We start from the raw sequence: 25,376 nt of genomic DNA, 5'->3' as shown, positions 1-25,376 counted from the left end.
ACGATTTCCTGAGATGATTGTCCATAATATCTAACAAGGGCATTTTTCACTTTGTATTTTGTAATAGCATTTCTTTTTGCTTATCGTTTTCCATTATACTATTATTGGTTATTGCATAATTGCTGGATGATAAAACAGAATTGCCATTATTTGGTTGAATTAACAGAACGGCCCAATTGTTGGAAAGAGCTTTGACTGGATAGTACGAGACTAGCATTTCCGTGCCGTCAACTATTTCTTTAACGGTGCCTGACTTCCCATTAATGGCATTTTTGAATTCCTGCAAATTGGCAAATGATTCGTTTCGGTTAGATGATTGTATGTCTGAGTCAGCAACCACCTTACCAAGATTGTCAACATATACTATGCGTTCATTGTTGGTCAGATTCAATAATTGAAGGCTCTTGTTAAATTCACTCATATCCAAGCCGCCAGCCCATATTCCTGTTAATGATCCATTTGTCCCTGAATAGATGGGCACCGCCATCACGGCCTGATTCTGACCAGAGGATGCAGATACTATTACATTACCCAGGAAAGTATCATTATTAGTTATCACTCCCTTGTAGTAATCTCTGAACGCAAAATTAGATTTAGAGAGATTCTCCTGAAGAGAATATGGCTCCTCAATATATATATCACCATTCGGCATCAAAAAGAACACCACCTGAAACTCTCCATATTTTTCCAAAATGTCTTTTGCTACTTGTCTTTTAGGGATATCCGCGTTTTGGGGGATTCCTTTTTGCTGTCCTATTGTTTCGTCAAGCATATTCACAGAGGTTAAATTTTTAACTTCTGGCAACATACCGGTGAGTTCAAGTATTGTCGCAGATTTATCAAGTCGGTTCTCCATGTCTTGCGCTAAAAGTTTTACATAATTATGGGCTTGATATGCATTGTTTTCATAAATAGTTGTGTTATTGTTGTTGTTTCCATTCATTTCAGGTGGAATCTGGGCACTAGAAGGTGTTTGTGTTGCTAAAGATATTGCTATAATGAGTAAAGTCAAACCCGCGATTCCATAGAATACATTTTTAGTTACAATGTTTTTGTTTTGCATAGATAATCTCCTATACACAAAGACGATGTAATAGAAAGGTCTTTCTTTTACATGAAAGCTGATTTAATCGTATATCCCATTTAACCCATAAGGCGTATTGTCATTATCCGAGTATTGGCTGATTATCTGACTACTATGAATTGTAATTGATTAAATAAAATACCTAAAGCTGTTTTAAATTAAATGGATTTTCCATTTACAGGGAGTTGGCGATGAAGGCTTAACCGGATACTGTTATGGTTGCTCTATCCGATTCAATTCTTAATAAATCCTCAATTGTAACATCCAATTCAAAAACAAAATGGGCATTGCTTATATAATGTGGCCTTAAACTGTTATTGATGAACAATCGATTCTTCAAACTTTTGCCTATATTTGCAGTAGTGTTATTATCTTCATTAGTGATTCCGTTTGGTTCTCTCCATACAGCATACTCAAAAAATCTGACCAATCCTACGGATGACGCAATAAGGGGCTCCATTACTAGCACCACTAATAATGGCACCTCAGCCGATCCAGCATGGATACTGGGCGGCGCATTCAAGTTCTCTAACATCAATTCAACTACTATGTCACCTATATTCAACTCAACATTTTATATGGTTAAAGTTGACGGTACTGCAAACCATACTCATTCGATTTATGATTTTAAATTAGCCGGGCAACCAACAATAGACAACACCATTAACTCCACACTGTATAATGGTACATCAACTGTAACTATGAGAGAAGGACCGGTAAACAATGTTCCAACGCAAATTAATATTTTGGGGGACTATGCAATTAGTATAAAATTGGATGGATCTGTAACAGATAACCATTTTGGAAGCCAGCCAATATTTGGCACTCAGCATAAGACATTGTGCCTCTCCGCTATTTACTATTTAGACACATTTGATCTGTGTTGAAAAGCCTTCCTACTGCCAATAGAATCTTTGGTATCCAACGTGGTTTTGTTTTCTTTTCCTTTATTTTTTAAAACCACTTTTAATCAAATAAAACTTAACCCTAAAGATGGCTTTTCATAATCTAATACCTTTATGAGTGGTTTCTGCAGTTTTAGGGATTAGTATTTTGTCCATCCGCGGAACAGGCAAAAAACATGATATTATGCGTCATAATAGATTAATCAAAAATTATACACCGACAGAAAATGCGACTGTAGTAAAGAGGGTTGGTAAAGTCGTTCAAACGCCTTAAAGTGCTTGACGGCATCGACTTCGTTGTCAAGTATGACACTGTTCTTGCGTTACTTGGACCAAACGGTGCTGGAAAAACAACCACTGTTCATATACTTGGCACGTTTCTTTTGCCAGACGGTGGAAAGACGTGATTTGCAGCAGTTTCAGTTTCGTTCTCTTCTTCTCCCGAGTGTCTTTCGATTATTGTCCCAATATCTTTTAATTAACTATGGGCTGCCTTAGCCATGTACCTTGTGGTCTTGACGGTCACTGCTAGTTGAATAATGATCTCTCCTTTTCCTTTTTACTAAGTAACGTTGTAGCAGTAAATATAATAAACATATAAGACAAAAGACAATGATATCATTGATTCCCTGATGTTTTGCGTTGCTATGTGACGTTGTCTATAAGTTTGATGATTTGCAATCTCACAAGGTAACAAATCTTGTTTTAAAATTTTTTAATAATTAAAAGTTTGATAATCAGTTGTAAGAATTAGATTATAGAACATAAACTATTCAAAAAAAGTTCTAAACTACTATGAAATTTCATACTCGTCCGACCAAACACGCATAGTATACGGGACTTAATCTCACAAAATTCAGAATCAGTTGTACGTTCCCATTAATCTTGTTTTAATTAAAGCACTATGTAATTATAAGACTCTAAATCATTAGGATTATTTACATTCTTGTAAATGGCGTGAACTGACCATTTAAGAGGACGTATGAACGCCTCTCATACTGAGCTACGGCAGCCTCCTGAAAATAACATACAGTCGCTGTCCAGTTATCTCTACTTTCTTTCAAGGTATCAATCGTCAAGGTGGCAAAACCTCGCTTTTCCTTTGAAGAGAAACTAGCAACGCGCTCACGTTTAATATCACGAGGTCTTCTCAAACCAGTATTAAGGGTAAGCGGCGATGAAACCAATTCTGGAGCCATACGACCTTCGCCTAAATCAATATGGTAAATTTCATTGATGTGAGTATCTCCTGAGATAAACAGGAGACCGTTGATAGTGCCACCCATTCGAATTGCCAATTCTCTATAAAGCCGCTCTCGCTCATCATCGTATATACTTTGACCGTAACCCTCTCCATCCTCTGCATGATGGTTCCAGCTGATACCAGTACCCAGTATTACAACCCGCGGAGATACGGCACCACGCTTATCGATCGTATCAAGTACTTTACCAACTATCTCATTACCAAAGTATATGCCTCTGTCCTTATCACGGCTAAATCGACCATCAAGCAAATAAATATCAACTAGGCCATAAGAAATCCTAGTGGTTAGTCCTGTTTTACCAATTTCTTCAGGTGAAATGGGTTGATTTCCCCAGTACTGTAGCCAGGTCCTTACCGCCTGCATCCGTAACTCACTATCAATAGCTTTGCTGTCCTTATCGTTTCCAGCAAAGTCATGGTCGTCCCAGATTCCGCATGATGGTACCACCTTAGCCATATCGAGGAATTCCAGATGACGTCGCATTGAGACATGAGCAGCATGCATTGTTTCTACATTGCGAGGTGCTTCTTTGGTCACATGATCGTAAAAATAGAACGTGTCACCAAGATGAACGAACAGGTGCACAGGCCCATTATCATTTGATGGTGATTCCGCCAAAGCCTTTATAGCCGTCCATGATCCCTGTGCTGTTTGCTTTTTAGATTTGACACAAGAACCAAATGCAAACGTAAATTTTCCAAGAGACCCTTCAGCAGGATATGTATGAACTGATCCTGATCCATCAGGCACTGGAGTTTCAAGACCACCGCGCAAAAAATTGAGTTCAAATTTATAATGTCTATTCGGTAGAAGACCGGTTAAATTGAACCGATAAGTGGGCTCTATCTTTTGGGTTTCATCATGTACCTTAAGATTGGTGACAGTATCAAATGCTATAAAGCGATAGTAGCCCGCTCTGTCCACCCGATATAGTATAACTGCAGAAGTGTCTGAGACTTGGCCCACCACAGGACCCAAGACACGGTAACCGGATCGTGGCAGTGGATCTTGAGCACTGGTAGCTGGGGCGACACAGAACGACCCTGTAGACCAATCTCGAAGCATCAGCACAGCATTATCGTTGTCAAGGAATTGATTGACGTTACTATTTCCAATTAAGGGCATTGAGTGGCCATTAGCAAACAAAAGTATGCTACCTACAAACCATCCGTTAGTACCGTCCTTGCGAATGAATACCTCAACAATATCAACTAGTTTGCGGTCAAGTGCGGGTGGGACTGGGAGAGAAAACCTTTTTTTCTTACCACGGTGTGGCAAAGTCCCAATACTAATAGGTATTTCAGATAACCCGATTTCATCATAAAGTTTCAAGTTAAAAGGCTCGTAAAGGCGTGTGCCATCAGAAAACACGATGTTCACATAATGATTATCACCAGAACTAGCATTATTTGCATCTACAGTAGAGATTTCAAGCTCAAGTGAGATAAGAACCTCATTCAAAATCGCTGTATCGTCAACATAATCCATGTTTTAACCCTCACTATATTCGTATAGAAACTGACCTACAAAATATTTCTAAAATTTTTAATCTCTATTGTATCAAAATCGGTCCAAATATTGTAACCTGTGAATACAAATACTTGAAAGTGTAGATGTGGAATATAAGTATAACCGGTCATTCCAACTTTGGAAATCTTGTCACCGGCCAGTACCCTCTGATTTACTTTGACCTTGGAACTCTTGTAATCAAGGTGGTCGTATCGAGAGTATTCCCCGTTTGAATGTCTTATTGTAATGAAATTAGTATAAAACCAGTATGATGCATCAGGACCTCCAACATTCGAGTCATCCTTGATGTGAGTTACAACACCATCTGCTGCAGCAAGAACAGGTGTACCTATAGGAGCAATAAAATCCACCGCATTTCGGAGCCTACCAACATGAGCAGGAGAAGATCTATCTATTCTTTGCAACAATTCACTAGAGATAGGTATTGTGTATACGTTTTTTGCTGTCATATAAAAAAAATATTCACTTTATATCGAGTATGATTTAATAAACTATAATAAGACTATAACTGGATTAATCCCGTCATTAATGTCTTAGATCACCTTATTTGCAACAGTGGGTTGAACCATTGACACTCTTCCTTATGATAGGCCTATCTAACATCATTACTCTCATAGAGTATAAATATAAAGCCGCTTTTATGACGACGCTAGCCCCATGTCGTATGGAGATTGGACAATGTCATACTTGGCTACGTAGGATCTGAGGATGCTAATTGGTAGACTCTTGTACCAAAAAAGACAATGACCTTTAGAATAGCACCTGTGTCTATTTGTATCCTTTTGTAATAGTTAAGAAATAAATATAAAATTTGTAAACAACCACTTGTTATAGAATATTGCTTAAAGGTAGACATTGTCTAATATTTTGGTTGCCAAGAATGTAAAAGATTCACAACCTCAGATTCCAACACATCAACACTCTGTTATTTATGATTATGAGAATGGTGAAAAGATCTGTAATCTCTGTGGTATGGTTGTCCAGGACAAACTATATGATACGGAATTAAATATAGACTTCTATAATTATACAAGTGATACTAATACTGGATATCCACGGTCCCTAACTCTAAATGTCCATGGAATGTCAACTGCTATTGCAGACTATAATACTAAAAGCTCAAAGAGATTTTCTAACAAAAGGCAACACAATAAGATTGAATTCCTTACTAAAATAGTAAGTTGTTCAAACAAGAATAGAAATCTAAATATAGTCTTAGATCTGTTGAACAGGTTAAAAGACAAGTTGTCCTTGACCTCAGTATGCATAGAGGACGCACTTTTGTATTACAAAAAGGCTCTTACAAAGGGACTGATAAAAGGAAGGTCAATCAAGGAATTGATAGTTGCATGTGTTTATGTAGTATGTAGAAATTCGAGTATTCCACGAACGTTGACAGAGATTTCACAAATAGTAGAAGCAAATGAGATCTTTGCTGGCAAGTGTTATAGGCTCATTACAAGAGAACTAAAAATAACTCCCGTCCAATTCAAGCCCTCTATTTTTATTCGGAAAATTGCTGACGTGGCTAATATTCATGAGAGAACAGTAAGAGAGTCCATTGATATGCTAATAGCTATACAAAATGAAAGCATATTATCGGGTAAGAATTCACTCTCTTTGGCTGCAGCCATCCTTTACATCATGTGCAGGAAACATAAACAAAAAATTTCTCAAGCAAAGATTGCTACTGCTGCAAATATTAATATCATGACTTTACGAAAAAGGTTGTTAGAGGTAAGAACCGTTATTATGAATACACCTTTCTTAAATTAATAAAGTCGTTATATTAGTAAAGTTTAGAAAGCTAACAATCTATAGATACAGTAAAACATGACCTATTTTAGACGACAATGAAATTAATTAACATACAATGTTTAATCGATAAGTTGTACGATAATTGACGATCCCTCAAAATTGTAATAAGAACAAATAGGGGCCTTAAAAATTCTGATGATTAAGCAAATATCTTACTATGCCATTAATAATAGATTATCATACTTATTCTTTTGTTTCCATTACTTAAACTTGAATAATAGGATCGATAAACGGATTTTTTGACTCCGTCTCCTATGTGAAGATTGAAGCGCCACCCGTAAAGCGCGGCGTTGGATAGTCGCGTCTTGAGGAGAAAAAATAGATCAATGAATTTATTTTGACATGACAACTAAATATTTTATGCTTCCATCTTGAGGCGTTGTAGATATATCAATAATTTGAAAGCCACTAAGATTTTTTGCCATATCTGCAATATCGAATATACGATAGCTATTATAAGATTCTAATACAAGGGTGTTGTTGCTCTCAAAAGCGACTTCTACTATTCCCCCACACGCTCCATCGTCATTGCAGAAAACATTAGCAGGATCAAGTATTAATGATTGATTCCAATTAATGGATTGTTGAATTGGGACCTCATTAGATTGGTTTAAGGTATTGATTAAGGATGGATCGTTTCCTTGCTGACTGGTTTGGTCCTCAGAGATTGTAAGAGGTGATGGTTGAGAATAGCTGTAATTTAATTCTGAAATTCCTAGAGTTATAATAAGTATTGTAGTTGTTATAATGAGCATTTTTGAGTATTTTTGAATATAAAAGACCTTCATTTTATATTTTGAATCCTATCTTAATATTAATCTTCAACAATATAATGGCAATGAGAATGCCTCTACGACGATAGAAAAAGATGTGTCTGTCCTAATACCCATAAGAACACGTCAACAAAATAGATAATTGTTTTTCATTTCCTGTTACTGATAGATCATACTCTATTCCTCCACTATGTTTATGATACACTTGTTTGTTATAGAGCGCCACCTTTCAGAGGCATCACGGAACATTCTTTTAGTAAAAGGTTTAATGAGATCAAATTATTACAACAAGACTGATAAAAAAGACCTAAGATTGTATCAAAACAGTCTTCTGATAACCAAGATAATATTTAGTTCATGATAAAATAAAATCCCAGAACTATCCTCTGAGATTTAATCTACCTACAGATACTAGTACCAACTTTTTGAAAATGATATTTGGGTTAGATATAAAGTTTTTCTATCAAGTTTTTTTTGATGACAACAGTATCAACAAATATCGAAATACAAGAGAATCGAATGAGACAACAACGATGCATTGTTATCTGCTCAAAAAGATCACCAATCAAAAAACTAGAAGAGAAAGATAAATTAGTCTTTTCTTCTTTATTTCTATCAATATTTCATTTATAGTTTATAGTTTATAGTTTATAGGAATCTCTACTAGATCTTGAAATGAGATAAATTGATCATCTAGGTCTGCTGCTCTTCTGGATTACTATGTTTTAGCTAATTAGTAAAGATCGAATTTAAGCTCAGCACACATTCATTTCTGCGGACAAAATATTAGATTCTCAATAATGAGTAAATAATTCATAATAACAGATATTTAATTAAAGTTATAAATAAAAAAAATTAGCCCGAATCTCCATCATCATCAGATGGTGATGATACAGCTGGAGCTGGAACTACTACTACTTGTTTTCCACTGGCGTTGATCAGTGCGTTTTGAATCTGAACGAGATTGTCTTGTGCTGCACTTGTGTTATCGTCGTTTAAAGCTAAGATAGCTGCATTTGTATAATTAAGCAATTTTTCATTCATTTCTGGCTCTTGTTGCTTAGATTGATTGGATTGTTGCTGTTGTTGGGTTTGGTTTGATTGTTGTAATTGTTGCTCAGCTTGCTGTTTTTGTTGTTGAGCTTGTTGCATCTGTTGATTAGCTTGATCTAATTGCTGTTGAGCTTGTTGTGTTGTGTTTTGTCCACTAGTTTGATTGGTCTGATTTGTCTGTCCTATAATTTGTCCATAGATACTGGAGCCTCCCGTGTTTAGTAATAATACCAAACTAATGGTTAATACCACTGGAATACTAATATTCATGAAAGTCTTCATTGAAATATAATTTATAACAATGTTTTTATAGTAGTAACATTCGGGTTAAATAATCCTAATAGGCTTACTAGGCGAAGCATTACTAAGACAATGATTGTCAAATGATAAATCAAAATCAATTATGATCCAGTATTAATCAACTACGTGGCAACATGTAATTTCAATAGCGATTATAGATGTTTTATAGTATTATTCTTTTCTGTATGATATTACCATAATATATAACATCCATGATAAATGATGGTACATGTATATAAACTATTATTGATAAAATTTCTTGAAGATATGCTTGGAACACTTTGGACAATTATTTTGATTATAATAGCAATTATCGTTATAGTAGTTTTACTAAGATTTCTTTTTGGAATTTTAGTTATAGCTCCTGTAGGGATGGAATTCGTTAAAACTGACACAAATATCGATACAGCGTTGTCAATAATCACCGGAGTATAGTTAGGGGGCAAAATGGCATTTGTGTCTAGAACACACATTGTAAAATGTAACTAGGATTTAGGGGTTATCGTCCCGTAATAAGTTTTCTATTTGCTACCAATTTCTTGTCCTTAATTTAATATCATTATCTAAATTATCTTTTTCCTTCAGATCATGGTGGATGACTTCAAATCTATGATATACAATTGTCGTCTGAAAAGAATATTATCCAACTGTTCTCCAACATTTAACATTCAGATAGAATATCTATCTTAATATGGTAATTCATAATCATCCTATAAATAAATGCAATTTTGTCCAATAGACAGGACCCGCTATACATAATAAATTTAGAAATATCTTACTTATTGTAATCTCCAGATAATGGTATAAACCTTTCAAAAGTATCAGTTATCTTTTACCTGTCTATAAACTATGTTATACAATAAACAATGAGTAGTAGTTCTTTTGGATAATTTATTATAATCAGTATTAAAGCGCCAAATGCCGTATCTTATTGGGGGCACAATAACGGCGTCATTTATGGCTCATTATTATGGATTTTTAATCACTGTCATAGTCAATAGTATTATTTGGTTTGTTATCTCGACTCTTGTTAACAAATACTATTGGAAGTATACAATATTCAAAGAAGAATTTCAACTTATTTCAAAATATACTAGCCATATAAAAAAGAAAAAATCTGAAAATGAATTTAATAATGAAAAGGATAAACACACCGAAGGTGAGAATACAAATAATTATTTCTCTTCAAGTATTAAATGTAATAACCAGACCGATAATTTGGGACGCCCACTAAAAATCTAAAATTTAGATAAATAAATATGCTATCTGACGAAGTTTCTCTTGAGGTACGACAGTTAGTCCATATTGTTGTAAAAAGTTTGATTGAAAAGACAAAAAGTAATTTGAAAAGTCCTGTAACTTTTGAGCAAGTTTACATGGAGGCTTGTACGAGAGATATCAATAAAAAACATGACCATTCAAATTTAGAAATCCGTCATCATGTAAGAGATATTTACTTAGAAACGGCCATATTTTTGTTAATCCTGATGATGCAGAAGTATTCATCACGAAAAGAGCAATTGATCAATATGAGCCGATTTGTGATGAATAAGCCCTTTCATGGTATTAAAAACCAATAGATACCTGTGTTTATATAGTATAGAAACTATATAATATTACAATGTCTAAGAGCGATAAAAAAGAAATTAATGACCAAACTTCATCTTTAAATAACAATAATATTTACCAAAGTAATCAAAGATTATATAATAGAATTGTAGAACAAAACACCGAATCACTTGAACAAGCTTTTGATGAGTCAAAAAAAAGTATAGATGAAAGTATTAGAGAAGCAAGAAATCAGATTCCACGTTATACTGAAACCGTTAATCAAGTTCAAGAACAAACACTTCAAGCTACTAGAGATGTTGCAGAAAACTATCTTGAATATCAAAAACAAACAATTGATTCTTTTCAATCAATATCTACCCCATATATACAAAATGTAAATAACCAATTATTGAATAGCCAAGACTACTTTAGAAGAATGCCAGAGATGTACTCGAAATTGGTGAATAATTATGCAGAAAATACCATAGCAATGAGTAGAATTTTCAATGATATGGCATTTTCTAATATTGAAATATTCAAAAATGTAGTTGATAACACAAAGAAACAATCTAAACATCTTGCAGAAATAGGAAAAAGAAATGTATCAGCATATGAAAGAATTGAAAGAGACAACAACGATGCATTGTTATCTGCTCAAAAAGATCATCAATCAAAAAATTAGAAGAGAAAGATAAATTAGTCTTTTCTTCTTTATTTCTATCAATATTTCATTTTTAGTTTTTAGTTTATAGTTTATAGTTTTTAGTTTATAGGAATCTCTACTAGACCTCTTGAAATGAGATAAATTGATCATCTAGGTCTGCTGCTCTTCTGGATTACTATGTTTTAGCTAATTAGTAAAGATCGAATTTAAGCACAACACACATTCATTTCTGCGGACAAAATATTAGATTCTGAATAATGAGTAAATAATTCATAATAACATATGTTTAATTAAAGTATAAAATAAAAAAAATTAGCCCGAATCTCCATCATCATCAGATGGCGATGATACAGCTGGAGCTGGAACTACTACTTTGGTAAAAGTTTCAGGTGTAGACGAAGTCAAAGAAGTGATTGGATTCTATGATATAATTATGAGAATTTCTGCAAATAGTGTTGACGAATTGAAGGAGATAATAACAATGAAAGTCAAAAAAACAGACAAAATTTTTGCTACTACAGCTTTGGTTTTGACCAGCTCAGAAGAAAATAATGCATTCTAATTAACCATTTTTAGTTAAAGTACTTAATATCGTTACTAAAATTGGTAGCGGAGTCGGTGGGATTAAATCCCTCATGGTATAAGGGTTCGGTAGGACGAGTATTAAATTTCATACGAGTTTAGAATGAGTTTAAAAAAATTCTAAAAGAATTATAAAATGTTACAGACTATTCTTATTAATAATTCCTAGTTATTTTCTATTTAATCAAAAGGATCCATTAATATCCATATTTTGATGGATCACTATCGAAGCTATTCTTGCAAGCATCTACACAAAAATAAACATTTTTTCCTTTATATAGAGAAGAATATTTCGTAGTTTTTTCATCCACAATCATACCACATACTGGATCTGCTGCCATATTGGTTTTTCAGAAACAAACTATTTAATCATAAACTGAAAGATTGCTGACAATAATATCTATCAATAGAATGGAGTTAAGTGAAATAATAATGGAAGGAGTTTTTAAAATAAAGGAATAATAATGCAACAATACAAAAATTAAAATTAATATTTGAAACAAGATTCAACACAAGGATATAAGAATAGACGATGTTTTTTTTGAATTTAGGTTCAACTAACAGAAAAACCATACGTCGTATTATGCCAGTCAAAAGATTCTAAAATGATTGAATATTCTGACTTGACTCTGGAATCGATCCTGTTCACCATTGGTATATCATTATTTGTAGCATCGCCATTTTTGGTAGCTTCAATTATAAGTAAAGAATATAGACACCCATTAAGATTACGTGCGGATCTTGCCTCTTTCTCTGCAGGTATTTTTATTGGAACAGTAACATTTAGTATTATCGAAGAGGCTATAAATTTAGGAAATATTTACACCTTAGGTTTTGGATTTGGCATCGGCGCTATCACCTTTAGTATTACGCGCTATTTATTGCAAAAGAAGCCATCTCCTATAGGCAAAAACTATTTTGAAAATCCTGTCGATTCTAATAGTACTCCTGACGAGGAAAATAGCAATCATGATAACAATGGAAATAGTGAAGTACAAAAAAAGAAAAGAAAGGATCAGGTAGACTCATAATTATAGGTACTTTAGCAGATAGTCACCCTGAAACAATCATGATAGGTGTAATGATCGCATTGGGAATTCCGGGTCTTTTTCCTACAGCATTGACATTATTTATTGGCAATTTTGCGGCTACTATTGTAGGTACCAGAGAATTGATAGCCGAAGACGAATCTAAGAGAAAGATTGTCCACAAGTGGAGTATGGTGTTCATTTTTGTTTCAATCGGTGGACCGATCGGTTATTTACTTACGTTAGTATTAAATGAATATTATTTATCCATTATATTCAGTTTCGCTGCAGGAGCACTCATGTCTTTTGTAACAGAAGAATTAATACCCGATGCTTATAGAAAAGTGAATTGGCATATCGGTTTAGCTGCTTGTTTAGGACTATTTGTAAGTTTCATTATATTTCATTATTATTAACATTTAGTTATTTGAAATTATGATCAATCATGAAAGTCATGAAATGGGTAGAATGTTGCCCCTTTACAACCAAGTTTATAACGAAAATAAGAATGTAGAATTGATCATCATCAATCTATGTAATACTAGATTTGTCATAAAAAATACAAAAATGGATCGGATGAAGTTTGGGACTTGAACCTCGTGGCGCTAATTGTGGGTTATACCCTGAATAAATAATGATACATGACTATATTATGGGGGGAAAATCAGGATATATCTAATAAATATTCTAATAGCAGGTTAATGCGGTGAACACATCTTATTTAATTTCATAATGCATATCCATCATTTTGGAAATGACAATTCCGCAAATTGATCCATTGATTCTTGACACTTCTTTAAACATTCTTTTAGTTTTGTAATTTTAGATGATACTGACTCGTTTCAAAATTCACGATAAATCTTTGCACACACAATTTGATTCGCTAATTACTCTTATCTATATCGTAAAACATCATGGTATTCTACGAATGAACAATAATTCTTTATTATTAGTCTATACATCGATAATCATGAAAGGTTCATTTAATTTACGAGTTATTGGAACCCTTTATGTTACTTTTATCATATTCCTATGTGCCACTACTAGCTTAGTTGTTACATCTGGACAAGAATCCTCTAGGGATGCTTTACAGAATGACTTATCGCAACCTATGAATAGTCACAATATGACTCAGATGATGCAAAGAGGTAATCTTGCTATGGGGTTTGATCAAACCAAGATAGCTCATGAATTCGCTTCAACTAAGGATGGAGGACAAATAAGGATAACAGCATTAGATGAGAAAGATAATAAAACAATTAACCAAATTAAAAGCCACACAATAGATATACAAAATGACTTTACTGAAGGAAACTTTACAAAACCATTCTTCATTCATGCGCAGTCAGTTCCTGGCACAGATGCTATGGCCCAAAATAAGGATCAAATACAATACAAGATACAGGATTTAAAAAATGGCTCCATCTTATTATTAATTACAAATAATTCAAGTCTGGTTAGTTCTATCAATCAATTTATGACCTATCAATCTACAGAGCATACAGGTCACTGAATAAAGCTCAAAAGAATTAACATGATAGGTATTCGTTGTTTAAACCTGATGTATAGTAAGATGCTAAATCAAATATTCAGGCTATTCGATTGCGTCACGATCAGACTATGACAAATCAAATTCCATTAAGCGACAAAATTATATGGACTACCATTCTTATCGATTATCCGAAAACTGAAAAATGGATATCTGCGGTGTCGGTCAATGAAACCGAAGTTCGCTATAATTAAGTTCGAACAAAGGTTGAGGTTGAAATACTGTAATAATTGTGCAACATTTTACATTTTAAAAAAATGATATTAGATAACATAATTTAGATAACTTTAATACCCATTTTTGTGTGTACCTTAATTGGAAAGGAAAGATTAAGAAAGCTTTGTCTGGAAAATCCCAAATAGCTGAGAAGGAAACTGTATTTACTACTCTTGATTTCGGTACAATGGAGTTTATGAAATGGTTAATAGCAAAAGATGCAGGTTCTGGAGATTCTTTGATTATCGTCAAAGATTTTCTTGTTAATAAGTATGTAATTTTGTTTGATAAAAGTATTTCAAAAGATGTTATCGTTGATTATAGAGAGTGCATGCCTTTGTGTATGTCTTGTAACACGGATGATTGTGGTCATGTTGGATTTGCAATTTGCTTAAAGCAAGATTATGATAGAGATGACCAAGTGATTTTTTAAGATATTTCTGGTTGATGTACACAAAAATGGTATAATTTATTTTTGATTCAAAAATTGTCAAGAAGTTGGCACAATATCCGAATTTTAATCTGAATTGGGTGGTTTTTGCTGTTGTTGATCTCCTTTATTTTTATCCTGTCCTTTTACAAATCTTTCTGTAAATTTCCATCCGTATTTGATAATATATGGGGATATGAATGTGGTGATAATTGTCATTGTTCCTACCATTGGTAGTATAACCGGGCTCGCGGCTCCAACATCTACTCCACCCTTCGCTACTACTAGTGCTAGTTTCCTTACACAATTTCAACCTTGCCATGAAGATATATTAATTGTATTATCATCAATAACTGTTGTTCTCTTCTACTATATTATTAGTAAGAGACAGTAACGCGTGAAAAGTTTTCATGGCTCATAATAAAATTACTTTATTTCATAGTCAAAATAACTTAGAAGTTATCTCGGTGTCTAACCAAATGATTTTAGCATTTCCTCATGAACTGATAAATTAGATTCGTCGACCTTAATTGATTGAGTAGGACACACTGTTACACATGCCATACACCAAATACACGCTTTTTCCCTAATGGGATCTGGTTTGTCAGTATAATCTTTTCTGCCTTCTCTGTTATTATCATCTCCGATCCCTTCACTTACGGCATTTACCATTTCTATAGCTGGAACATCCTGTTCTGATCTATACCATTGATATACTTGAACAGGACAAGCCTCGATACATGCTCCGTCAGAAATACAAGAATCCCAGTCAACAGCTACAAATGTTCCATGGACGCCCAAGGGGACATATTCTTCTCCTCTTGTTTTGTATGCATCTTGAACATCCTTGTTGGTAGAGGATTCTGCATTTGCTCTTCCTGGCCCCCAAACCAAATGAGTATAATCTCCATCTGAAGTTGAATGTTTTCCTACTGTTTTGTGATTTTTTGGAAATTCTGGATCTATTGGCATATCTTTATGTTGTTAACAAAGTTGATATAGGTTAACGCGTAATTTTGAGTTTTACTCTCTCTGAGAATGAAAGGAGTTCTAATCTACAATAAAGCTACTCGCATGAGTGATACAGCTTGTCAATACTTGCCCCCTCGTATACAATACAAAAGATGGCACGTTAGGATTACTTTCCATATGATATAAGGGTTCAGTGGAAAGAATCACAAATCTGTAAGTAATTCGTTATAAGATATTGAAAATCAGTTTTTCGATGGCTGCTTGTATGCTTTTGAAACATTGCGGATAGTTACCTAATCAGATGTATGTTAGTAATCCCTCGCAAACGATAATCACAATTCTACAATTCAAGTAGTATAAGCCAATCTCGACAGTATATTCAGTATTGACTTCAAGCTGGTATATATTAGAGCACTGTAGTGCGTATCCGCAAATAACCAGAATAATTGCTTTTAGCGGTTTCGAAAAGGTCATCGTCAAATCAAGATCTGGGGGAGTAAGGCTATTCCCAATAGTAGATAGGATGACTAACGGAATATATGTAAACAGTGTCTTAATTCCTACCCTCGCCATACCAGAACAGACACTATGACAAGGGATAATTCCAGAATAATTACCCCTATCAATAGATTTGAGATTTCCAAATTCTCTTAAATCGTCAGATGACATAATAATGGTATGAAAATTTATATCATAAATTTTCATTAACATTGATAGATATTGTTTACTCGGGAGGAAGTAATTAGTAATATTCGTGAATGGTTAAAGGCAGAAAAATGGAAACTTTCTGAATTTAGCGATGCCAATTTTCAACTGGCTTATAAAATAGTTCTCTCCAGTGGAAAAGAAATTTATTTAGGGTTAGAAAAATCAGTAGACCGGCTAACTATTCAGAATACTCTTCTCGTACCTCCAGACGTTAAGAACATCTATAGGTTATCCACCAACAAATACAAATTCTTGAATGAGCTAAAAGTTCATCTAATGCAAATGGAAGTTTCGACGGAAATATATCCAAGTTTTGAGAAATTAGAATCTATCAATTTAGCTAATTTCATCTACTTTGATGGATTCTCAAGAAATAAACTTATCCACGAAATTTATAAATTGGCAGATGCGACAGACTTAGTTTTTATTATGTGGAAAAAATTTACTGAAAGTCATCTTCCTTCTGATCAGCAGAAATCTTAGTGATCTTATACGATTCTTGAATAGATTTGTTCTAGTAATTTTACCCTACACTTTAGGATTCGGTGGGATTAAGTCCCTTATGGTATAGGGGTTCGTATAATTGTTGCCACCCCAAAGAAATGGAGCCTCAGGCTTGGTGAGGAAATAGGTATCTGGATCCCGCACAATAGCAATGACGTATCCCGCACCTTCACACAAGCGAGTGTTTTATGAGGTATATACAAGTGGGCTAACTTCGCTATGAATACTACAATGATGCTAGATAAAGAATGAACTTACTAAAGATTGATTATGTCAATGATAAGGCCAAGAAAATAATTCTTAGATAGACGATGATAAGTATAGTCTAGACTTATTGGAGATAATGGCTGTTGGATCATGATTTGGTATGATAATTTGTATTAGTTATTATTATATTCCGGCTAGATGTTCTCTTTTTTGGTTGCTGCCAAATAAATAAGAATAGAGATAGATATTCTACAATTATTCATCTATAGGTCAATGTCATAAGACTTGTAGTAAAGTGCTAACGAATTAACCATTAGGAATAGGGAAGTGTCGATTTACACTTTTCCGTTATCGGATTAAAATTGAGTTCATCAGGACAAGTGGCCACAACCATTCCATCATGATATACAGTCTGATCATTAGTAGTTTCAGCATCTCTATATAATCCCTGCTTCATATACGCTGCACCGTCTACATCTAGCGTTTTAAAATGAATATTTCTATCCAACTTATCCATGGCTACCCTGTTTTTATCTTGCCACAATTCCATATATCCGACATTACCATTTTGAGACCATTTAACATGGAATAGCATCTCATACCAATGGTTATAATCTAAATCATTTGCGTCAGTCCATTTGGTATCTCCAAAGACATTCATACTAAGTTTAGAACCCTTTTCTGTGAATCCAGCAACAGGGTCGCAACATGCGTTATCATCCTTCTGATGCCATTGAGTCCATACATAGAATCTCTTATCCCCTGGAGAATAATCCCCTTGGGGGAATAGAGTATACCAATGGAACCAAACATCATCACCTTCTTGGAAGTTATAGTAAGGATCATTGCGAGGGGCTGATTGATTGATATGAATTACTTCCGCCCGATTTCCTTGAGGATTATGATTTGAATCTTTTGGATTCGTGGCGACATCGCCCTTCTTGACCGTTGCTTTTAGAGCAAACTCGCCTTGGGGATCCCCTTCATTATTTGGATTCATACTAGTTTTATCAACTTGAACTAGACGGGATTCGCCGTCACTAGGATTTTCTTGATATTGAGCAGCACCCCATTCATAACCTGTCTCCTTTTCTCCTTTTTCATACCCTAGATCTATTAATTCGGGATTAACACCTCCTGGATTGTCGTCTTCAGTAGTAGCTGAAACTTCATCAGACGCAGGTCCAGTTCCATCTCTATTTACTGCGGCAATTTTATAATAATAAGTTGTTCCTGTATTCAGATTAGAATCTGAGAAGGAAGTAATGGTTGGTCGTGATATCAGGTGGCGGTCATCTCGAGAAAACCCTGGAGAAGTATCACGGTAAACATTATAATGCTGAATTGATTCATCAGTAGGATTCTGATTCCATGTTAAATCGACTTGGCTAGTGCTCACAGGGGTAGCAGAAAGACCTGTGACTTTTGAAGGCAATGAAGGCTGTTGACCTCCATCTTGACATTCTTTGAATAATGCTTTGGTTTCAGAGATTTTGCCTTTAACTTCGTTTATCTGTTTCATAAGATCTGATTTTAGATAAGTTGGCGCTGATTGAAGTTCTTCTTGCAGGCCATCTAGTGTTTTTTCGAGACCAGTTAGCTTCTGTTCAATTTCTTTGCAAGCATTAGAAACATCACTAGAGTCCCCAAATATATTGATTCCAGTCAAATCATCCAATTCGTCTAAACCTAGTCCATTTGTTATCTTGTTTATATCTGTAAAAGAATCTGATAGGCTTGTTCCAAAGCTAGGTCCTGCATAAGAGACTATGCTGGCACCTATAGCGATGAAGCCTGTAACTATTACTAATAGTAATTGTTTGGAGTTTAAATGCATTATCCACCTATTTCTATCTTTATTTATCTAGAGTTTGGATCAAAGATCAAGAAAATAATTTGGGAAATTTATACAAGTAAAATTGATACCAGTATATAATATCACCTTGAAAATCTGATATATGTTTGATAGCTTAAAATGTCGTTTTTGATATTCTAAAATAATTCTTCAGGTCGGTATAATCTTTAATCTTAAAGAAGCGTTTGAAACCCTCTTTGCTGCTTAAACTTTAAATCCCGAAAATAAAGATGAGAACCGCTAACCCTTTACAGCTGCTATGTACTGTGTAATCTCCACAAATTTGAGATATATTAATAGTCATAAATCCTTTCTATAGTTTCGGAACTCATTTATTACTTGATAGTAACTATATACAAAGTAAGTCGAACTGGATGGGTATATAACCAAGTATATCTACTGACTATCTTTATTTTCAGCAGAAAAAACGGGACATTTGTGTTTCATCTAAAGATTAAACACGGTATAACAATTAAGACGAAGAAAATGCAAGGAATTAAAAGTATAAGAAACCTGTAAATTCTATTTGAATTACGTGTTTTACCAATTGGTTTGTCCTATAATCATTTGTGTATTACAAAGGGGGTTCGGTGGTATGTGAAACAAGTTTGACCCCTTTTTATCACTCAATATTAGTAAAAAAAGTATCTGACTCGGTGGGATTAAGTCCCGTATGGTATAAGGGTTCTGTGAAAATTATAAGAATATCCACATGGGTTTGTTAATCAATCCATGGGATTAGTTTCTATATGGTATTAGCGTTCAATTGTACCAATACGGTCTGGCTTATTGTAATCCACTATGCTAATCCAGGTTCGGAACCGGAAGGATAAGTGCTAATATCGATTCTTCAACAAGATTCTATGCCAATTTATAGAACACAGCTAGTAATGATGTTTAAAGTTATCCATTGTATGTCAGGGGTTAAATTAGTTTTGCAGTCTTAATAATGACAAGAAGGAAAATATATCGTAAAAATGCAGTAACAATCTTCATAAACACCTAACGCACCATTGTGCTAATACTTTATGTGTTATCGCGTTAGCTTGGTATTGGAATTATTGTAGTGTTCTGGGTTTAATTGCAAAATATTTCAATTGCACGTCGATCTAGGACATTAATTGAATAATTTAGATGGTGATAACGATTATAGCATATCAAGGAAGAATAGCAAAAAAACAGCAGTGTTAATTTTTGTAATAGCAGTATTTTCGGGATTCTTTATCCCGAATGGGATCACTCTTGATTCCAATTTCGTTTTTGCTGCAGACATTGATGGAACTAATGGAAATGACAATTTGTCAGGAACCTCAGAAAATGATGATATAGATAGCTTTGATGGAAATGACAGAAATGAGGGACGAGAGGGAGATGATGATATTGATAGTGGTAGCGGAAATGACGGCAATACGGGGGACAGCTTTAGTGGATCGGGTAGCGGTGGAGAGGATACAATAGACAGCGGCGATGGTCATGATCAGAATGAGGGTGACAATGAATTTTGTACCTCAAATTGCGACGGTGGAGACGACACTATTGATAGTGGAGCAGGAAATGACGTTAATACAGGAGATAATGAGCTCCAACCAGCAAACGTATTTGGCAACGGTGGAGATGACATAATAGATAGTGGAGACGGAAGCGATCAAAATCAGGGAGATAACTGGATCGGAAGCGGCGATGGTGGCGATGACATAATAGATAGTGGTGCAGGAAATGATTTTAATTTTGGTGACAATTTTGCAGGAGACGGCGATGGTGGCGATGACGTAATAGATAGTGGAAGCGGAGATGATTTCAACGTTGGAGATAATGGGAGAGAAGCTAACATACCGACACCACTTAGTAGCGAGGGCGGAGATGATGTCATAAACAGCGGGGATGGAAATGATTATAATGTTGGTGATAATTGTGAAGTATTCGTATTTTCAACGGGGCCTGAATGTACAATGGCCGAATTTGGAACGTCCACCGATGGAAATGATGAAATTGATAGCGGAGCTGGAGATGACAGAAATTATGGACAGGGTGGAAATGATAATATAAACAGTGGCGATGGTGATGACTATAATTCTGGTAGTGTTGGCGACGATACTATAAACAGTGGCGATGGTGATGATATAAACGTTGCAGGAGATGGAAACGATGAAATTGATAGTGGTGCTGGGGATGACAGAAATGTGGGAGGAGCTGGGGATGACGAAATTGATAGCGGAGAAGGTATTGATACAAACTATGGAGGTACAGGAAATGACGAAATTGATAGTGGTGCTGGAGATGATAGGAATGTTGGAGACAATTTTGATTCAACCCCAACTGGCGACGATACGATAGTTAGCGGAGAGGGAGATGATGTTAATTATGGTGACAATGAATTATCTGGTGGTACGGGAAATGATGACATATACAGCGGTACTGGTAGTGACATAAACTACGGACAAGATGGCGACGATACTATCGATAGTGGCGATGGGGATGATATGAACTATGCAGGCGAAGGAGATGATACGGTCACCGGGGGACAGGGCAGTGACACCACGGATTGTGGTAAGGGTAAAGATACACTCACAGACTTTCAACCGGGCCAAGATAGAACAAAGAGTTGTAAGGTAACGGTAGATAGAAGCACATTGCCCTCAACAGACTCACCAGGCCAAAACAGGTAAAATTAATTCGAGTGAGAACTTACATCCCTTTTTTTTATTTCTTTAATAATATTAATTCTGAGCATTCGTGACTGTTTGAATTTATTAGTACTGAGATATTAGCTAGAATTCAGATTAGCCCACCAAAATTTTTTCCTATCACATGGTCAAGATAAATTCGACACGTTATGAATTAACATTTGGAGACGGTATGCAAGTTATTGAATTAATATATAGATATAGATGCACCGTAGGGAGCAGTGCGGATATCGGTATTCAATAGAGATTAATCCTAATTACAAAATAAATTTTCATTTAGTAATTAACTCAACTACAGTCTTATACTTTATTTCCAATAATCTTGTTGTAATTATTATCGGTAAAGACGTCCCTTAAACTCTCACCCTTAATAGTAGTACCTCAAGACAAAACTCATAAAAATGCCAGATATCTATAGATTGAGATAAAAAGAAAAAGAAAAAGATTAACGTGGTAATAAAAAAAATTTTCAATATTTTGAATACACATAAAACACAAGATAGATCAAAGTTTGCTAAATATCAGAATACATAATACAGACCTTTTCTTTATTAAAACATAAATTTAAAATTCAAATTTGTTTATGTCCTACATTGTTACTAATATTGATAGCGGGTTCGGTGGTATGTGAAACAAATTTGACCTTGTTTTTTCACTCAAAAGTAAATAAATCATAAAATTGCAACTGACGAATTTAGATTAGTCCGTAATCTACTTTATTTGTTAGAGGTTCGGTGGGACGAGTGTGAAATTTCACACTAGTTAATAATTTAATAGACTATAGCTAATCGCCGCTATTTATCAACACTCGATTGTGTCGATATTTGAATATTTAAGATAACTTAATTATGTTAAATAATATTGAATTTATGATATCTCTGACTTCTTTCGTTTAACTTCATTCAACACCTCCTCGACATACAGCTTAACATCATAATCGTCTACTTCTAATGGGGGAATTACTCGAGATTCTTTTAGGGCTTGTTGTTGTCTTCTTACAACCTCCTCAATCTTATTCTCAATTTCTATTTCCATCTGAGCATGTCCTAACAAGTGCAAAAATTCAAGCTTATCAATTGATCCGATACTTTTCCTTATTGAGGTATCATTGGCAATATACACTGCAGAAAGATAAAAGCCAAGACTAAACAGAAGCGAAGCTAATAGCTCAAGTGATCTCCCGGCTACTCCATAGGTTTGTTGCAAAGCTGAAGGCGAAAGTGATATGCCAATCATAGCAGCTCCAATCGCAGCGACTGTAAGACAATCCTTAACCTTACCCGATGTTGTCATTTTAGCGACGATAAAGAACGCTACTCCAAATAATAAACTTCCCCCTATAACGCCTATTCTAAATAGTATTCTAAATAAGTACGGATTAGGCAAATCATCAAAACGAATTACGTTGCCGGTAAATAAGGTGTAGAACTCGACACTTCTCCCGATAAAATAAAGTACAAGTGGGAGTATCATGAGAAGATTAATCCACCGAGGCAGTTTGCCTTGCCTTTGATAGTACTTCCTCAAGACTATCAACGTAATAGCCCAGGTAAAGATAAATGAGATAGTTATGGGTATCCAACCATTGAGATATTGATACAGCATCTTAGATTCCGCCGGTACGATGTATTCAGTTTTTGTGTCGGGTTTAATTACTTCATACTGGATGTCTCCGTTGTATTTGTCAGATTGTTTATATACAAAAGCATCTGATGAGTTACCACTCAATAGCACCGCAGTCAAAGATGGTTCTTCCATTACTTTAACCATAAGTAGTTTGGCACCACCGTCGAATATCATGGCCACTGCTAGTGAAGTGGCAGCTAAACCATAGACCAAAATGATCTTATTTCGGTTGCTTGCTCTAAACCAAAGAAAGAATTTATAGGCTGTAAAAGACATAATGATGCTAGCTGAAATTGTACTTATTGCAAATGCCAACGACGAGAGAACAGGGGTACTATTATCAAGCAAATAAAAATCTACAAAAATTAATGAGAACAGTATCAAGAGTGAATATTGAGTTATCATCGCAAACTTGATAAGATGATCAATAAATGACTTAGACCCGATGATCTCCTCGCTGATTTTTCTTACGTACTTGAAAAGAACCCATGACCCTAACCCGTAAGCTACAACTATGTTTATGAGAAAGAGCACCGAGCCTGTAGTGTTATTATATGGCAGGATCTGTCGCGTAGTTAAAGTATCAACTATTAAAATTATTATGATTGCTATAGAAACTTTAATTGCAATCTTTCTGTAGTCAGATAGTGAATGATTTCGGTCAGGATCCTTATGCATTCGATCAGACACCCGATTCACGGTATTTAAAGATTTGATTGTTGCTAACAGCTCTGACGATATGAAAATCTTGTAGTATCCTACAATATTGTGTGTTGGCTAGGTTCAAAGTGAACATGCTCCGTATGAGAGCAAGGCTCTGACCGAACCGATTCCTTGAGCGGCTATCAAACTACCTCATAAAAGAAGGTGAATGGATGTTTGCCGCCTATAAAGCAAACAATAAGAAAAGGAGAAAAAATATGAATCATCTTGGAATAGATGTAGGAAAAATAAAGTGTTTAGAGCAGCGCTTAAAGACGATAAAGGAAAGATACTGGAGGAATTCTTTTTTCGTAATGATGCAAACGGCATAAGCGATCTACTTATTAGAGTAAAGACTAATTCCACCACGATCACCGCTACCACTCAAGCAGTACTAGAGTCTACAGGTAACATGTGGATGAGAATCCATGATACCTTAGAAGAGAATGGAATAGTCACATTCCTTGCAAATCCATACAAAACAAGGATAGTAGCAGAAGCCAAGATAAAATCAGATAAACTACAGGATGCAAGTATATTATCTGATCTACTCAGAACCAATTTGATATACGAATCATACGTACCAAAACAAGAAGATAGGGACAAAAGAAGCCTCCTGAGACACAGGATAACACTATCGAGAACCAAAACAAAACTGGTAAACAAGGTACATTCAATCCTTGACAAATATGATTTCAAGACTGATTTGACTGACATATTCAGTATTTCAGGTATAGAATGGTTGAAATCACTGCTCCCAAAGGTTAGTCCAGTAGATAGGATAATCTTGAGAACGTCAATTGAATCCATCCAAACAATCAATCATCAGATAGATGTAGTATCAAAAGAGATATCAAAGTATGCATGTAGAGATGATAAGTTTGTACAGATCCTTCTTAGTATTACTGGAATAGATGTGTTCTCAGCCATGCTTATAACCGCAGAAATAGTTGATGTAAGCCGATTTTCCACACCCTGGAAACTGGTAAGTTACGCTGGACTAGATCCTTCTATTAGAGAATCAGCTGGAAAGACAATAACGGGTAGAATAACGAAACAAGGGTCACCGTGGTTAAGATGGATATTGGTACAGTGTGCACTCACTGCAGTAAAATACGATAGTCGATTGGGAGCATTCTATATCGGAATAAAGAACAGGAAGGGTCACGGTAAAGATATAGTTGCAACCGCTAAAGAATTACTTGTAATCATATGGTACATGCTGACTAGAAACGAACTATACAGAAACATGAACAAGCAAAGATACCAACAGAAGCTACGGAAATTAGAACAACAATAAAAACAATTGCTGCCTCCATGTCATCCATATAGCGATGGCTATGTTTAGAAAACATTATTAGAACTAAAAG

25 protein-coding genes and 1 pseudogene are annotated in these 25,376 nt (G+C 35.0%); 15 read left to right on the top strand and 11 right to left on the bottom strand.

Going from position 1 to position 25,376, the window contains the following annotated elements; translation table 11 throughout:
• Positions 1-46: 46 nt before the first annotated feature.
• On the bottom strand, positions 47-1,063 hold the full coding sequence (locus tag AAGU22_RS02570; protein ID WP_458720676.1) for a cache domain-containing protein: 1,017 nt from the start codon (positions 1,061-1,063) through the stop codon (positions 47-49).
• Positions 1,064-1,404: 341 nt separating this feature from the next.
• Between AAGU22_RS02570 and AAGU22_RS02565 the strand changes: the two genes are divergently transcribed.
• The gene (locus AAGU22_RS02565) at positions 1,405-1,971 is read left to right on the top strand and encodes a hypothetical protein (protein WP_458720675.1); all 567 of its coding nucleotides are present in this window, start codon (positions 1,405-1,407) and stop codon (positions 1,969-1,971) included.
• Between the two features lie 266 nt (positions 1,972-2,237).
• Positions 2,238-2,390: pseudogene (locus AAGU22_RS02560) on the top strand (ATP-binding cassette domain-containing protein); the annotation flags it as partial.
• 537 nt (positions 2,391-2,927) lie between these two features.
• Here the strand turns inward: AAGU22_RS02560 and AAGU22_RS02555 are convergent.
• Together AAGU22_RS02555 and AAGU22_RS02550 are read right to left on the bottom strand one after the other, a co-directional pair.
• Positions 2,928-4,742: an alkaline phosphatase D family protein gene (locus AAGU22_RS02555; RefSeq protein WP_458720674.1), complete on the bottom strand. Its 1,815-nt coding sequence runs from the start codon at positions 4,740-4,742 to the stop codon at positions 2,928-2,930.
• A gap of 35 nt (positions 4,743-4,777) precedes the next feature.
• Positions 4,778-5,233 carry a M23 family metallopeptidase gene (locus AAGU22_RS02550; protein ID WP_458720673.1) on the bottom strand — a complete coding sequence of 152 codons (456 nt, stop codon included), beginning with the start codon at positions 5,231-5,233 and terminating at the stop codon, positions 4,778-4,780.
• A 406-nt stretch (positions 5,234-5,639) separates the two neighbouring features.
• On the opposite strand from AAGU22_RS02550, the gene AAGU22_RS02545 reads away from it, so the two are divergent.
• On the top strand, positions 5,640-6,560 hold the full coding sequence (locus AAGU22_RS02545) for a transcription initiation factor IIB (RefSeq protein ID WP_458718676.1): 921 nt from the start codon (positions 5,640-5,642) through the stop codon (positions 6,558-6,560).
• A gap of 374 nt (positions 6,561-6,934) precedes the next feature.
• Here the strand turns inward: AAGU22_RS02545 and AAGU22_RS02540 are convergent, their stop codons facing one another.
• Both AAGU22_RS02540 and AAGU22_RS02535 read right to left on the bottom strand, forming a co-directional pair.
• Complete coding sequence (locus AAGU22_RS02540) at positions 6,935-7,390, bottom strand: hypothetical protein (protein ID WP_458720672.1); 456 nt, start codon at positions 7,388-7,390, stop codon at positions 6,935-6,937.
• 840 nt (positions 7,391-8,230) lie between these two features.
• A complete protein-coding gene (locus AAGU22_RS02535; RefSeq protein ID WP_458720671.1) occupies positions 8,231-8,698 on the bottom strand; it encodes a hypothetical protein in 468 nt (155 codons plus the stop codon).
• Positions 8,699-8,974: 276 nt separating this feature from the next.
• Here AAGU22_RS02535 and AAGU22_RS02530 point away from each other — a divergent pair, with 276 nt between their 5' ends.
• The 5 genes from AAGU22_RS02530 to AAGU22_RS02510 all read left to right on the top strand — a co-directional run bounded on the left by AAGU22_RS02530 (position 8,975) and on the right by AAGU22_RS02510 (position 11,505).
• Positions 8,975-9,163, top strand: a complete 189-nt coding sequence (locus tag AAGU22_RS02530) for a hypothetical protein (protein ID WP_458720670.1) — start codon at positions 8,975-8,977, stop codon at positions 9,161-9,163.
• A gap of 483 nt (positions 9,164-9,646) precedes the next feature.
• Positions 9,647-9,970: a hypothetical protein gene (locus AAGU22_RS02525; protein ID WP_458720669.1), complete on the top strand. Its 324-nt coding sequence runs from the start codon at positions 9,647-9,649 to the stop codon at positions 9,968-9,970.
• A 17-nt stretch (positions 9,971-9,987) separates the two neighbouring features.
• On the top strand, positions 9,988-10,308 hold the full coding sequence (locus AAGU22_RS02520) for a hypothetical protein (RefSeq protein WP_458720668.1): 321 nt from the start codon (positions 9,988-9,990) through the stop codon (positions 10,306-10,308).
• A 41-nt stretch (positions 10,309-10,349) separates the two neighbouring features.
• The gene (locus AAGU22_RS02515) at positions 10,350-10,961 is read left to right on the top strand and encodes a hypothetical protein (RefSeq protein WP_458720667.1); all 612 of its coding nucleotides are present in this window, start codon (positions 10,350-10,352) and stop codon (positions 10,959-10,961) included.
• A 355-nt stretch (positions 10,962-11,316) separates the two neighbouring features.
• Complete coding sequence (locus tag AAGU22_RS02510) at positions 11,317-11,505, top strand: hypothetical protein (RefSeq protein ID WP_458720666.1); 189 nt, start codon at positions 11,317-11,319, stop codon at positions 11,503-11,505.
• Between the two features lie 217 nt (positions 11,506-11,722).
• On the opposite strand, the gene AAGU22_RS02505 is transcribed toward AAGU22_RS02510, so the two are convergent.
• A complete protein-coding gene (locus tag AAGU22_RS02505) occupies positions 11,723-11,866 on the bottom strand; it encodes a YHS domain-containing protein (protein WP_458720665.1) in 144 nt (47 codons plus the stop codon).
• Between the two features lie 264 nt (positions 11,867-12,130).
• Here AAGU22_RS02505 and AAGU22_RS02500 point away from each other — a divergent pair, with 264 nt between their 5' ends.
• The 4 genes from AAGU22_RS02500 (at position 12,131) to AAGU22_RS02485 (ending at position 14,751) form a co-directional block, all read left to right on the top strand.
• On the top strand, positions 12,131-12,556 hold the full coding sequence (locus AAGU22_RS02500) for a hypothetical protein (protein ID WP_458720664.1): 426 nt from the start codon (positions 12,131-12,133) through the stop codon (positions 12,554-12,556).
• 38 nt (positions 12,557-12,594) lie between these two features.
• A complete protein-coding gene (locus tag AAGU22_RS02495) occupies positions 12,595-12,969 on the top strand; it encodes a ZIP family metal transporter (RefSeq protein ID WP_458720663.1) in 375 nt (124 codons plus the stop codon).
• Between the two features lie 554 nt (positions 12,970-13,523).
• The gene (locus tag AAGU22_RS02490) at positions 13,524-14,066 is read left to right on the top strand and encodes a hypothetical protein (RefSeq protein WP_458720662.1); all 543 of its coding nucleotides are present in this window, start codon (positions 13,524-13,526) and stop codon (positions 14,064-14,066) included.
• A 376-nt stretch (positions 14,067-14,442) separates the two neighbouring features.
• A complete protein-coding gene (locus AAGU22_RS02485) occupies positions 14,443-14,751 on the top strand; it encodes a hypothetical protein (protein ID WP_458720661.1) in 309 nt (102 codons plus the stop codon).
• An 84-nt stretch (positions 14,752-14,835) separates the two neighbouring features.
• Here AAGU22_RS02485 and AAGU22_RS02480 read toward each other — a convergent pair whose 3' ends face one another.
• The 3 genes from AAGU22_RS02480 to AAGU22_RS02470 form a co-directional block, all read right to left on the bottom strand.
• Entirely contained in the window at positions 14,836-14,967 is a 132-nt protein-coding gene (locus AAGU22_RS02480; RefSeq protein ID WP_458720660.1) for a hypothetical protein, read from the bottom strand.
• A gap of 252 nt (positions 14,968-15,219) precedes the next feature.
• Complete coding sequence (locus tag AAGU22_RS02475; RefSeq protein ID WP_458720659.1) at positions 15,220-15,720, bottom strand: 4Fe-4S dicluster domain-containing protein; 501 nt, start codon at positions 15,718-15,720, stop codon at positions 15,220-15,222.
• A gap of 297 nt (positions 15,721-16,017) precedes the next feature.
• Positions 16,018-16,389: a hypothetical protein gene (locus AAGU22_RS02470; RefSeq protein ID WP_458720658.1), complete on the bottom strand. Its 372-nt coding sequence runs from the start codon at positions 16,387-16,389 to the stop codon at positions 16,018-16,020.
• Between the two features lie 51 nt (positions 16,390-16,440).
• Here AAGU22_RS02470 and AAGU22_RS02465 point away from each other — a divergent pair, with 51 nt between their 5' ends.
• Positions 16,441-16,911, top strand: coding sequence for a DUF2299 family protein (locus tag AAGU22_RS02465; protein WP_458720657.1), 471 nt, complete (start codon positions 16,441-16,443; stop codon positions 16,909-16,911).
• Positions 16,912-17,452: 541 nt separating this feature from the next.
• Here AAGU22_RS02465 and AAGU22_RS02460 read toward each other — a convergent pair.
• On the bottom strand, positions 17,453-18,976 hold the full coding sequence (locus AAGU22_RS02460) for a heparin lyase I family protein (RefSeq protein WP_458720656.1): 1,524 nt from the start codon (positions 18,974-18,976) through the stop codon (positions 17,453-17,455).
• Positions 18,977-20,115: 1,139 nt separating this feature from the next.
• Between AAGU22_RS02460 and AAGU22_RS02455 the strand changes: the two genes are divergently transcribed.
• The gene (locus AAGU22_RS02455; RefSeq protein ID WP_458720655.1) at positions 20,116-21,660 is read left to right on the top strand and encodes a calcium-binding protein; all 1,545 of its coding nucleotides are present in this window, start codon (positions 20,116-20,118) and stop codon (positions 21,658-21,660) included.
• An 885-nt stretch (positions 21,661-22,545) separates the two neighbouring features.
• On the opposite strand, the gene AAGU22_RS02450 is transcribed toward AAGU22_RS02455, so the two are convergent.
• On the bottom strand, positions 22,546-23,994 hold the full coding sequence (locus AAGU22_RS02450) for a hypothetical protein (protein WP_458720654.1): 1,449 nt from the start codon (positions 23,992-23,994) through the stop codon (positions 22,546-22,548).
• Between the two features lie 265 nt (positions 23,995-24,259).
• Between AAGU22_RS02450 and AAGU22_RS02445 the strand changes: the two genes are divergently transcribed.
• Positions 24,260-25,306 carry an IS110 family RNA-guided transposase gene (locus tag AAGU22_RS02445; protein WP_458720653.1) on the top strand — a complete coding sequence of 349 codons (1,047 nt, stop codon included), beginning with the start codon at positions 24,260-24,262 and terminating at the stop codon, positions 25,304-25,306.
• Positions 25,307-25,376 lie beyond the last annotated feature (70 nt).

Source organism: Candidatus Nitrosocosmicus sp. R (assembly GCF_054408505.1).
This window is presented reverse-complemented; position numbering and strand designations above follow the sequence as displayed.

Coding starts and splice junctions, on each gene's coding strand:
- AAGU22_RS02570 (WP_458720676.1), bottom strand. CDS start 1,063: ATGCAAAACAAAAACATTGTAACTAAAAATGTATTCTATGGAATCGCG.
- AAGU22_RS02565 (WP_458720675.1), top strand. CDS start 1,405: ATGAACAATCGATTCTTCAAACTTTTGCCTATATTTGCAGTAGTGTTA.
- AAGU22_RS02555 (WP_458720674.1), bottom strand. CDS start 4,742: ATGGATTATGTTGACGATACAGCGATTTTGAATGAGGTTCTTATCTCA.
- AAGU22_RS02550 (WP_458720673.1), bottom strand. CDS start 5,233: ATGACAGCAAAAAACGTATACACAATACCTATCTCTAGTGAATTGTTG.
- AAGU22_RS02540 (WP_458720672.1), bottom strand. CDS start 7,390: ATGAAGGTCTTTTATATTCAAAAATACTCAAAAATGCTCATTATAACA.
- AAGU22_RS02535 (WP_458720671.1), bottom strand. CDS start 8,698: ATGAATATTAGTATTCCAGTGGTATTAACCATTAGTTTGGTATTATTA.
- AAGU22_RS02525 (WP_458720669.1), top strand. CDS start 9,647: ATGCCGTATCTTATTGGGGGCACAATAACGGCGTCATTTATGGCTCAT.
- AAGU22_RS02520 (WP_458720668.1), top strand. CDS start 9,988: ATGCTATCTGACGAAGTTTCTCTTGAGGTACGACAGTTAGTCCATATT.
- AAGU22_RS02515 (WP_458720667.1), top strand. CDS start 10,350: ATGTCTAAGAGCGATAAAAAAGAAATTAATGACCAAACTTCATCTTTA.
- AAGU22_RS02505 (WP_458720665.1), bottom strand. CDS start 11,866: ATGGCAGCAGATCCAGTATGTGGTATGATTGTGGATGAAAAAACTACG.
- AAGU22_RS02500 (WP_458720664.1), top strand. CDS start 12,131: ATGATTGAATATTCTGACTTGACTCTGGAATCGATCCTGTTCACCATT.
- AAGU22_RS02495 (WP_458720663.1), top strand. CDS start 12,595: ATGATAGGTGTAATGATCGCATTGGGAATTCCGGGTCTTTTTCCTACA.
- AAGU22_RS02490 (WP_458720662.1), top strand. CDS start 13,524: ATGAAAGGTTCATTTAATTTACGAGTTATTGGAACCCTTTATGTTACT.
- AAGU22_RS02480 (WP_458720660.1), bottom strand. CDS start 14,967: ATGACAATTATCACCACATTCATATCCCCATATATTATCAAATACGGA.
- AAGU22_RS02475 (WP_458720659.1), bottom strand. CDS start 15,720: ATGCCAATAGATCCAGAATTTCCAAAAAATCACAAAACAGTAGGAAAA.
- AAGU22_RS02470 (WP_458720658.1), bottom strand. CDS start 16,389: ATGTCATCTGACGATTTAAGAGAATTTGGAAATCTCAAATCTATTGAT.
- AAGU22_RS02460 (WP_458720656.1), bottom strand. CDS start 18,976: ATGCATTTAAACTCCAAACAATTACTATTAGTAATAGTTACAGGCTTC.